Source organism: Variovorax sp. YR752 (genome assembly GCF_943372545.1).
Genome location: NZ_CALRZC010000259.1, coordinates 1 through 11,155 on the forward strand (window position 1 = coordinate 1; position 11,155 = coordinate 11,155).

At 66.7% G+C, this 11,155-nt stretch carries 8 protein-coding genes; 5 read left to right on the forward strand and 3 right to left on the reverse strand.

Translation table 11 applies throughout. The features are described 5' to 3' along the window. Window positions 1-807 (reverse strand): histidine kinase dimerization/phospho-acceptor domain-containing protein (locus AAG801_RS35890; RefSeq protein WP_341892711.1); only part of this gene is annotated, 807 nt, incomplete at its 3' end. Next, on the reverse strand, window positions 804-1,481 hold the full coding sequence (locus AAG801_RS35895; RefSeq protein WP_099791124.1) for a heavy metal response regulator transcription factor: 678 nt from the start codon (window positions 1,479-1,481) through the stop codon (window positions 804-806). The genes AAG801_RS35890 and AAG801_RS35895, both read right to left, overlap by 4 nt. A gap of 162 nt (window positions 1,482-1,643) precedes the next feature. Here AAG801_RS35895 and AAG801_RS35900 point away from each other — a divergent pair, with 162 nt between their 5' ends. From AAG801_RS35900 to AAG801_RS35920, 5 genes are all read left to right on the forward strand, one after another. Next, on the forward strand, window positions 1,644-2,018 hold the full coding sequence (locus AAG801_RS35900) for a hypothetical protein (RefSeq protein WP_341892712.1): 375 nt from the start codon (window positions 1,644-1,646) through the stop codon (window positions 2,016-2,018). Window positions 2,019-2,122: 104 nt separating this feature from the next. Beyond that, window positions 2,123-3,463, forward strand: a complete 1,341-nt coding sequence (locus AAG801_RS35905) for a TolC family protein (RefSeq protein ID WP_341892713.1) — start codon at window positions 2,123-2,125, stop codon at window positions 3,461-3,463. A 27-nt stretch (window positions 3,464-3,490) separates the two neighbouring features. Further along, complete coding sequence (locus AAG801_RS35910; protein WP_341892714.1) at window positions 3,491-4,873, forward strand: efflux RND transporter periplasmic adaptor subunit; 1,383 nt, start codon at window positions 3,491-3,493, stop codon at window positions 4,871-4,873. A gap of 10 nt (window positions 4,874-4,883) precedes the next feature. Then, on the forward strand, window positions 4,884-8,102 hold the full coding sequence (locus AAG801_RS35915) for a CusA/CzcA family heavy metal efflux RND transporter (protein WP_341892715.1): 3,219 nt from the start codon (window positions 4,884-4,886) through the stop codon (window positions 8,100-8,102). Beyond that, window positions 8,092-9,012, forward strand: coding sequence for a cation diffusion facilitator family transporter (locus tag AAG801_RS35920; protein ID WP_341892716.1), 921 nt, complete (start codon window positions 8,092-8,094; stop codon window positions 9,010-9,012). The genes AAG801_RS35915 and AAG801_RS35920 overlap by 11 nt, the downstream gene beginning before the upstream one ends. A gap of 100 nt (window positions 9,013-9,112) precedes the next feature. On the opposite strand, the gene AAG801_RS35925 is transcribed toward AAG801_RS35920, so the two are convergent. Beyond that, on the reverse strand, window positions 9,113-11,155 hold a 2,043-nt coding region (locus AAG801_RS35925), incomplete at its 5' end, for an Ig-like domain-containing protein (RefSeq protein WP_341892717.1).

Here is an 11,155-nt window from a genome sequence, read left to right on the forward strand (position 1 = left end):
CCGACCCATTTCCTCGAGGTTGGAGGCCAGAACACCCTGCAGTTCTTCGTTGCTGCGCGGACGCGTCAGCGCCACCTCGGTGGACCCGAGCAGGTTGGCCAGCGGCGTGCGCAGCTCGTGCGCCACGTCGGCGTTGAACGACTCCAGCTGCACGTAGGCGCGCTGCACGCGCGCCAGCAGCGCGTTGAACTGCGTGATCCAGGGGCGCAGCTCTTCCGCGAAGGCGCCGGGGTCGATGGGCTGGTGGACATGGTCGGGCGTGATGGCCGCGGTGCGTTCGGCCAGCACCTTCAAGGGCCGCAGCCCGCGCCGCACCAGCCACGTGCCGGTGAGCGACACCAGCGCCGTGCCAAGCACCACGGCGCCGAGCAGCGTCCAGGCGAGCCTTTCAAGCAGTCGGGTGTCTTGCGCGATGTTCACGCCGACCTGCACCGACAGGTTGGTGTGGAAGTTGGCGTTCTGCCAGGGAACGACGATGGTTCGCCGCAGCCAGCGGCCCTGCGGCGGTGGCACGGACTGGAAGAGTTCGTGGCCCGCGTTCGCAATCGTCAGGGTCACGTCGTCCTGCATCGAGAAGAAGTCGTTGAGCTTGTGCCGCAGAAAGACGAGGTCGCCGCCTTTCTCGGCCTCCTTGAGCAGGTGCTCGACGAGCACCGTCTTCTGGTCGAGCGCATCGCGCTGCTTGGCGCCGAAGCTCCAGGCCGTGACGAAGTAGATCGCCAGGCAGACGATGCTCAGGCCGAACAGCGTCTGCGCGGCGAACCAGAACGAGAGCCGGCTCTGGATGGAATGCGGCTTCGGGCTCATGCCCAGGAGCGGTCTTCCAGGACGTATCCCATGCCGCGAACGGTGTGCAGCAGCTTCACGTCGAAGGGGTCGTCGATCTTGCTGCGCAGGCGGCGAATGGCCACTTCGACCACGTTGGTGTCGCTGTCGAAGTTCATGTCCCACACCTGCTCGGCGAGCGTGGAGCGCGACAGGATCTGCCCGCGCCGGCGCAGCAGCACCACCAGCAGCGTGAACTCCTTGGCCGTGAGGTCCAGCCGCGTGCGGTTGCGCACGCACTTGCGGCTCACGAGGTCGAGCTCCAGGTCGGCCAGCCGCAGCACCGTGGGCTCCTGCGTCTTGCCGCGCCGCAGCAGCGCCTGCACGCGCGCCAGCAGCTCCGAGAAAGAGAAGGGCTTCACCAGGTAGTCGTCGGCGCCTTGCTGCAGGCCCTGCACGCGGTCTTCGACCTTGTCGCGCGCGGTGAGCACCAGCACGGGCACGTTCTTCGTGCGGCGAATGGCTTGCAGCACGGCAAAGCCGTCGATGCCGGGCAGCATCACATCGAGCAGCACCAGCGCGTATTCGCCTTCGGTGGCGAGGTAGCGGCCTTCGATGCCATCGCGGGCGATGTCGACGACGTAGCCGTTTTCCTCCAGCCCTTTTTTGAGGTAGTCGCCCAGTTTGGGTTCGTCTTCGATGACAAGAATTCGCATGGTACGGATCGTACCCAATGCCTCTCGGGAGGCTGGTTACGATTTAGTAATCCTATTGAAAGACAAAGCGCCGACATGGCGTCGTACAGTGCGCCGGGCCCTCGGTTCGCAGGGCTTTTGTCGCTCGGCGCATCACGCGCCGTCGATATACTTTTGTCAACCATGCGCCGCTGGCTTTTGATTTTTCTGCTGTTCCTCTTGCCTTTCCAGTACAGCTGGGCGGCATCGGCAGCCTATTGCCTGCACGAAGGCGATACGCGGGGCGGCCACTGGGGCCACCACGAGGACGAGCCGCGCGGCACTGACCGCACCCACGCGGGTGACGGCGCCAAGAAGGACAGCACCCGTCAGCCCAACGCAGCGGTCGGCCATTGCATCGTGGCCCACTTCGGGCAGGCCCAGCATGCGGACACTGCCGCCGCGCTGCCGGCCGACGCGCCCGTCGCCACCCAGACGCTGCGCGCCGCTTCCACCGAACGCTTCGCCTCGCACATCGCCGAAGTGCCGGTGCGCCCCGACTGGCTTCTCGCCGCCTGATTCGGCGAGAGCACCGCACTTTTTCTCTTTTCTGATTTCAACCATCAGCTGAGCGCTTCTCGCCGAATTCGTCCGTCCGTTGTTTTGCAACCCAGGAGAATTCGATGCGCACGCTTTTCGTGCCGCTGGCCGTGTTGGCCTTGGCGGTACCCCCGGCCTTTTCACAGCAGACCCCGCAGACAGCCGGTCCCTCGTCGTCCCTTTCGCCGTCTCTTTCGGCTGTCGCCCGCACGCTGGAGCCCGAAGGCCCGCTGACCCTGCGCACCGCCGTCGCGCTGGCGCTGCAGGCCAACCCGGGCCTGTCGGCCGCGCGGCATGAGCAGGCCGCCGCCGATGGCGCCGTCGTGCAGGCCGGTGCCTGGCCCAACCCCACGCTCGACACGCAGCTGGAAGACCTGCGCCGCAACAACCGCACGACCACGCTGCAGCTGAGCCAGCCGATCGAGCTGGGCGGCAAGCGCGCCGCGCGCGTCACGGCGGCCGAGCGCGCGCGCGACCAGGCGGCGTCGGCGCTGTCGGCGCGGCGTGCCGAACTGCGCGCCTCGGCCGTCACCGCTTTCTTCGACGTGTTGACCGCGCAGGAGCGCCTGCGGCTGGCGCAAGACTCGGTGGGGCTCGCGCAGATCGCCACCCGCGCCGCGGCCAACCGCGTGGCGGCCGGCAAGGTGTCGCCGCTCGAAGAAACCAAGGCGCGCGTGGCCGAGGCCGGCATCCGCGTCGAACTGCTGCAGGCCGAAGGCACGCTGCGCGCGTCGCGCCAGCTGCTGGCCGCGTTGTGGGGCAACCCGGCGCCGCGCTTCACGCAGGTGGAAGGCGCGGTCGACCAGCTGCCCGCGCAAGCTGCCGCGCCCGAGGTGGCGCGCCGCCTGCCTGATGCGCCCGTGCTGCGCCAGGCCCGGCTCGAGGTCGAGCGCCGCCGCGCGCTGAGCGACCTGGAGCAGGCCCGGCGCATTCCCGATGTGACCGTGTCGCTCGGCGTCAAGCGCGTGCCCGCGTCGGAAGGCGAGGGCGATGCCGTGAGCAGCAGCCGGCGCAACCAGGTGGTGGTCGGCCTGTCGGTGCCGCTGCCGATCTTCGACACCAACCGCGGCAACATCACCGAAGCACTGAGCCGCGAAGACAAGGCGCGCGACGAGCTTGCCGCGGCCGAGCTGCAACTGGGCGCCGACGTGGCGCAGGCCAGCGAGCGCCTGCGCTCCGCGCGCGCCACGGCGCAGACGCTGCAGCGCGACGCATTGCCCGGTGCCGAGACCGCCTACCGCGCCGCCACCAAGGGCTTCGAGCTGGGCAAGTTCAGCTTTCTCGAGGCGCTCGACGCGCAGCGCACGCTGTTCCAGGTGCGCAACCAGTACCTCGTTGCGCTGGCCGACGCGCACCGCGCGGCCGGCGAACTCGACCGCCTGCTGGGCACCGAGGGCGACGACCCCTCCGCGAATGTGCGCTGACGCCACCCCCTGAACCGGATTCCGACCATGACCACACCACACAACCGCACCCCCTCCACCGGCCGCAAGCAGTGGATCGCCATTGCCGCCGTGCTGCTCGCCGGCCTCATCGCCGGCGCGCTCATCCTGCGCACCGCACCGTCCAAGCCTGCGGGGGACGGCCACTCGGAGTCCGCCGGCCACGCCGACGGCGAGCATCACGAGGAAGACAAGGGCCACGCCAAGGGCAAGGAAGACGACCACGGCCATTCGCACGACGAAGGCCATGGCGACAAGGAACACCACGCGGAAGAGAGCAAGGACGCCGGCAAAGAGGCTGGCAAGGAAACGCCTGCCGCCGCAGAGCCGCAGAAAGCCACCGCCAACGCCCACAAGGAAGACGAAGAAAAGATCCCCTTCACCGACGAGCAGGTCAAGGCCGCCGGCATCGCCATCGACAGCGTCGGCCCGGCGCGCATCAAGACCTCGCTGCAGCTGCCTGGCGAGATCAAGTTCAACGAAGACCGCACGGCCCACGTGGTGCCGCGCGTGGCGGGCGTGGTCGACAGCGTGTCGGCCAACCTGGGCCAGGAAGTGAAGCGCGGTCAGGTGCTGGCCGTGATCTCCAGCCCCGCGCTCTCGGAGCAGCGCAGCGAGCTGCAGACGGCGCAGCGCCGGCTGGCGCTGGCGCGCACCACGTACGACCGCGAGAAGAAACTGTGGGAAGAAAAGATCTCCCCGCAGCAGGACTACCTGCAGGCCGAGCAGGCCATGCAGGAAGCGCAGATCGCCGTGGCCAACGCCAACCAGAAGCTGCTGGCATTGGGCGCCACGCCCGGCTCGTCGGCACTGGGCCGCTACGAGCTGCGCGCACCGTTCGACGGCATGGTGGTCGAAAAGCACATCTCGCTCGGCGAATCGGTGGGCGAGGCGGTCAACGTGTTCACCATTTCCGATCTGTCGACCGTGTGGGCCGAGATCAGCGTGCCGGCCAGCAGCCTGAACCTCGTGCGCGTCGGCGAGGCCGTGACCATCCGCGCCGGCTCCTTCGAGCAGGCCGCGCGCGGCACCGTGTCGTACGTGGGCTCGCTGCTGGGGGCGCAGACACGCACCGCCACCGCGCGCGTCACGCTCACCAACCCGCAGCGCACCTGGCGCCCGGGCCTGTTCGTGAACGTGGAATTGGTGGCGTCGGAGGCCGATGCACCCGTCACCGTGTCGGCCGAAGCGGTGCAGACCGTGGACGACCAGCCCACCGTGTTTCTGCGTGTGCCCGGCGGCTTCCTGCCGCAGCACGTGAAGACCGGCCGCAGCGACGGCCAGCGCATCGAGATCGTGGGCGGACTGAAGCCCGGCGCGGCCTATGCGGCCAGCGGCAGCTTCGTCGTGAAGTCGCAGCAGGGCAAGAGCTCGGCCACGCACACGCATTGAGGACCGACGCATGTTCGAACGCATCATCGGCTTCTCCATCGCGCAGCGCTGGCTCGTGCTGCTCGCCGTGCTCGGCATGGCGGCGCTCGGCGTCTTCAGCTACCAGAAGCTGCCCATCGACGCCGTGCCCGACATCACCAACGTGCAGGTGCAGATCAACACCTCTGCGCCCGGCTATTCGCCGCTCGAAGCCGAGCAGCGCGTCACGTACCCCATCGAAACCGTGATGGCCGGCCTGCCGGGCCTGCAGCAGACGCGCTCGCTGTCGCGCTACGGCCTGTCGCAGGTCACGGTGATCTTCAAGGATGGCACTGACATCTACTTTGCGCGGCAGCTCGTCAACGAGCGCATCCAGTCGGCGCGCGAGAGCATGCCGCCCGGCGTGTCGCCGGTGATCGGGCCCATCTCCACCGGCCTGGGCGAGATCTACCTGTGGACCGTCGAGACGGAAGAGGGCGCGAAGAAGGCCGACGGCAAGCCCTACACGCCGACCGACCTGCGAGAGATTCAAGACTGGATCATCAAGCCGCAGCTGCGCAACGTGCCGGGCGTGACCGAGATCAACTCCATCGGCGGCTACGCCAAGGAGTTCCAGATCGCGCCCGACCCCGCGAAGCTGCTGGCGCACGGCCTCACGATGTCCGACCTGGTCACCGCGCTGGAGCGCAACAACGCCAACGTGGGCGCGGGCTACATCGAGAAGCGCGGCGAGCAGTACCTCATTCGCGCGCCGGGGCAGGTGAAGTCGGTGGAAGACATCGGCAACGTGATCCTGGGCAACGCCGGCGGCATTCCGCTGCGCGTGTCCGACGTGGCCGAGGTCGGCATCGGCCAGGAGCTGCGTACCGGCGCCGCCACCGACAACGGCCGCGAGGTCGTGCTGGGCACGGTGTTCATGCTCATCGGCGAGAACAGCCGCACCGTCTCGCAGGCGGTCGACAAGAAGATGCAGGAGATCAACCGCACGCTGCCCGCGGGCGTGAAGGCCGTGACGGTGTACGACCGCACGGTGCTGGTCGACAAGGCCATTGCCACCGTGAAGAAGAACCTCTTCGAAGGCGCGGTGCTGGTGGTAGCCATCCTGTTCCTGTTCCTGGGCAACATCCGGGCGGCCATCATCACCGCGACGGTGATTCCGCTGTCGATGCTCTTCACCTTCACCGGCATGGTGAACCAGAAGGTCAGCGCCAACCTCATGAGCCTGGGCGCGCTCGACTTCGGCATCATCATCGACGGCGCCGTGGTGATCGTCGAGAACTGCGTGCGGCGCCTGGCGCATGCGCAGGAGAAGCACGGCAGGGCGCTCACGCGCAGCGAGCGTTTCCATGAAGTGTTCGCGGCCTCGCAGGAGGCGCGCCGGCCGCTGCTGTTCGGCCAGCTGATCATCATGATCGTGTACCTGCCGATCTTTGCGCTCACGGGCGTCGAGGGCAAGCTGTTCCACCCGATGGCGTTCACCGTGGTGATTGCGCTGCTGGGCGCGATGATCTTGTCGATCACCTTCATCCCGGCCGCCGTGGCGCTGTTCATCGGCAACAAGGTCGCCGAGAAGGAAAACCGTTTGATGCTGTGGGCCAAGCGCGGCTACGCGCCGCTGCTGTCGCGCGCGATGAATGCCAAGCCGCTGGTCATCACCACGGCCGTGGTGGCGGTCGTGCTCTCGGGCCTGCTGGCCACGCGTCTGGGCACCGAGTTCGTGCCCAGCCTGAGCGAAGGCGACTTCGCCATCCAGGCGCTGCGCATTCCGGGCACCAGCCTCACGCAGTCGGTCGAAATGCAGAAGCAGCTCGAGCGCACGCTGAAAGACAAATTCCCCGAAATCGAACGCGTGTTCGCGCGCACCGGCACGGCCGAGATCGCGTCCGACCCGATGCCGCCGAACATCTCCGACGGCTACATCATGCTCAAGCCCGAGAGCGAGTGGCCCCAGCCCAAGCGCACGCGCGACGAACTGCTGGCCGCCGTGCAGGAAGAGGTCGAGAAGCTGCCGGGCAACAACTACGAGTTCTCGCAGCCCATCCAGCTGCGCTTCAACGAGCTGATCTCGGGCGTGCGCAGCGACGTGGCCGTGAAGATCTTCGGCGACGACATGGACGTGCTCAACCAGACGGCCGCCCAGGTGTCGGCGGCGCTGGGCAAGGTGCCCGGCGCCGCCGAGGTGAAGGTGGAGCAGACCACCGGCCTGCCGATGCTTACCGTGAACATCGATCGCCAGAAGACCGCACGCTACGGCCTCAACGTGGGCGATGTGCAGGACGCCATTTCCACCGCCGTGGGCGGGCGCGAAGCCGGCACGCTGTTCGACGGCGACCGTCGCTTCGACATCATCGTGCGGCTGCCCGAGACGTTGCGCACCGACCTGGAAGCCATTCGCCGGCTGCCGATCGCACTGCCGAAGGGCGCGGGGGGCGCGGGCGGCGAAGGCCTGCGCACCAGCTTCATCCCGCTGGGCGAAGTGGCCACGCTCGACCTCGCGCCCGGACCCAACCAGGTGAGCCGCGAAGACGGCAAGCGCCGCATCGTGGTGAGCGCCAACGTGCGCGGGCGCGACCTCGGCTCCTTCGTGGCCGAGGCCGAGGAGGCCATGCGCGCCGTGCGCATTCCGCCGGGCTACTGGACCGTGTGGGGCGGCCAGTACGAGAACCTCGCCTCGGCCACGCAGCGGCTGCAGGTGGTGGTGCCGGTGTCGCTGCTGCTGGTGTTCACGCTGCTGTTCGCGATGTTCGGCAACCTGAAGGACGGCCTGCTGGTGTTCACCGGCATTCCGTTTGCGCTCACCGGCGGCATCGTCGCGCTGTGGATGCGCGGCATTCCGCTGTCGATCTCGGCGGCCGTGGGCTTCATTGCGCTGTCGGGCGTGGCGGTGCTCAACGGGCTGGTGATGATCTCCTTCATCCGCAACCTGCGCGAAGGCGGCCTGCCGCTGGACGAGGCCATTCGCGAGGGCGCGCTCACGCGGCTGCGCCCGGTGCTCATGACCGCGCTGGTGGCCTCGCTGGGTTTCGTGCCCATGGCCATCGCCACCGGCACGGGCGCCGAGGTGCAGCGCCCGCTGGCCACCGTGGTCATCGGCGGTATCCTGTCGTCGACCGCGCTGACGCTGCTGGTGTTGCCGCTGCTGTACCGCATCGCGCACCGGCGCGATGAAGACGAGGCCGAAGTGGCCGATGCAGAGCTGAGTCATGGCGCACCGCTTGATCCCGCCCTGCGAGGTTCCCATGGCCCATGAGCATTCACATGCAGTAAACGGCAACGAGAAGGCGCTGCGCTGGGCGCTGGCGCTGACCTCGACCTACCTCGTCGCCGAGGTGATCGGCGGGCTGGTGTCGGGCAGCCTGGCGCTGCTGTCCGACGCGGCCCACATGGCCACCGACACCGTGGCGCTCGCCATCTCGCTGGCTGCCATCTGGCTCGGCAAGCGGCCGGCCGACAAGCGCCGCACCTTCGGCTACTACCGCTTCGAGATCCTGGCGGCCGTGGTCAATGCGGTGCTGCTGTTCTTCGTGGCGATCTACGTGCTGTATGAGGCGTACCGGCGCATCTCGCAGCCGGCCGAGATCCAGTCGATGACGATGCTGTGGGTGGCCGTCGGCGGCCTCGTCGTCAACCTCATCGGCATGCGCCTGCTGGCCAGCGGCAAGGACGAGAGCCTCAACGTGAAGGGCGCGTACCTCGAAGTGTGGGCCGACATGCTCGGCTCCGTCGGCGTGATCGTCGGCGCGCTCGTCATCCGTTTCACCGGCTGGGCCTGGGTCGATTCGCTCATCGCCGTCGCCATCGGCCTGTGGGTGCTGCCGCGCACCTGGCGCTTGCTGCGCGAGAGCCTCAACGTGCTGCTCGAAGGCGTGCCCGACGACGTCGACCTGCCCGAGGTCGAGCGCGCGCTGCAGGCCGAGGAGGGCGTCGCCGGCCTGCACGACCTGCATGTGTGGGCACTGTCCAGCGGCAAGGTGAGCCTGAGCGTGCACGTCGTGTGCACACCCGACGTGGGCGACCTCGCGCCGCTGATGCTGCGGCTGCGCGCGCTGCTGGCGGAGAAGTTCGATATCCACCATTCGACGGTGCAGGTGGAGCGGGTGCCTTGCGAGCATGCGGGGGAGAGCCATGGGTTCGGGCCTGCGGTGACTGCTGCGGGCTGACGAGAGCGCAGGCAAGCCGCCAAAGAAAAACGCGACAGTCGCACGGGGCGGCTGTCGCGTTTTGCGTTGCACACGGCGCGGGTCGCGCCGGTGGCTTGGCTTACATGATCGTCACGTGGACCTTGTCCTCGACCAGCAGTTCGGCGGTGCCGGCGAGGTTGGTGTAGACGCTGTAGGTCACATCACCCACCGTGGTGTTGCTGCCTTGGGTCCAACCATCGCTGCCGCCGAGCAGATCGACGTCGCCGTTGGCGCCGTTCACCAGCATCTGCACCTTGCCATCGGCGGTGACCATGTCGCGCACGCCACCGGCGAGCACGTCAGCAGCGCTCAGCGCCAGCGTGTTGCCGCCTGCACCCAGGTCGAACTTCTCGAAGCCCTGCACCTTCAGGCCGAAGGCCGACAGGTCGATGCGCATGGCCTTGCCGTCCATCACCAGGGTGTCGATGTCCAGGCCGCCGTCGATGCGCTCGAAGTCGCCGCTGTTGATGCGGATGGTGTCATTGCCGGAGCCGCCATGCACCACGTCGGCAGTGCCGATGGTCGTGAAGGTGTCGTTGCCGGCGCCGCCTTCGAGGCGGTCGGCGAAGCCGAGTTTGGCGATGAGGGTGTCGTCGCTGTCGGTGTAGGCCTGGGTCGGATGATCGAATGGAGCATCTCGCAAAACCTCGGCAATATCCGCAGAAGTCTCGTGGTTTAGGTCTGGAGCAGGAAACTCAAACAAAACAGGAGCCCCGGCCCCCCAAGATAGGCCTTCGATCAAAAATCCGGCGTGAGGGTCATCCACAGAATTGATTCTTATCGAAGAAATTTCTTCTCCTGCCTTAGCCTCGAACGAAGTTTTCTGAAAGACTTTCCCCGCATGGCCTTTGATCGGCACTTGACCTAAAAGAACTCCCTTGATGTTGAAGTATGAAACTAAGTGGCCATCGGTTTGAGCGGTTTGGAGAAATGAAACCTCCTTGGCGGGAGAGGGTAATTTCAGTGTGACCGAGGCGTTGTCGAGGATCCAGAGGCTGTTTTTCTGATTGGCAACAGACACATTCGGATCAGATGGGTAAAGGTCGGATTCATCCGTAGTGCTAAAAATTCCAGTAATAGTGACGCCTGACGTCAAGGTGACCCCAGATGCGCTGTTTTGTTTGAGTCCATTGAAATTTTCAAACCCGCCCAAAGAGACAAAAAGATCAAAGCTCTCAGAAGATGCACTGATATTTTCAGCTTGATCCACTGCGGTGACGATGAACTTGTGCACTCCAGCGCTCAATGCCGTACCCGGCGTGTACATCCAGTCGCCCGAGGAGTTGGCTTGCACACGTGCGATCTCGACACCCTTGTCATAGATCACCACGGTGCTGTTCGCCTCGGCCTTGCCCTTGAAGTCAGGCTTGTCGTCGTCTGTGGTCGCCCCGCTGATCAGATTGCCAGTTGTTCCTACGTCGTCATACACCGACACGATGGTCGGCGCTGCTGGCGGCGCGGTGTCCACTGTCAGGTCGAAGATCGGCGTGCGGGCGCTCTCGCTGCCGCCCATCGGGGTCACGGAGGCGCTCAGGCTGTGCAGCCCTTCGCTCAGCGACGTGCCCGGTGTGAGGTTCCAGTTGCCCTTGGCGTCGGCCACGGTTGAACCCAGCAGGGTGCTGCCGTCGTAGACCTTCACAGTGCCGCCGGGGGCGGCCCTGCCGTTCAGGGTCGGGGTGGCATCGTCGGTGAACCCACCCTTGGCGATGGCACCGGTGACCGCGCCCACGTCGTCCATCACGCTGTCGATGCTGATCTGCAGCGTGACCGTCACGCCTTGCTGCACCAGCAGGTCGGCCTTGAAGCCCGAGTGCGCGTACACCTCGTACACCACGCCGTCGATGGTCACGTTGGCGCCCTTGACCCAGTCGCCCGGGTCGGTGCCGTTGGGCAGCAGGTCGAGCAGCGACACGGCATCACCCGCATTGCCCTTGACCATCATCTGCACGCGGCCGTTGGCCATGAACTGGTCGACGGCGCCGTTTTCCATCACGTCGCCCAGCGACAGGTTGAGCGTGTTGTTGCCCGTGCCGGTGATGTCGACGGTTTCGATGGAGCTGACCTTGTGGCCGAGGCCGGTCAGGTCGAGGATCTGGTTGGCGCCGGTGAGCTTGAGCGTGTC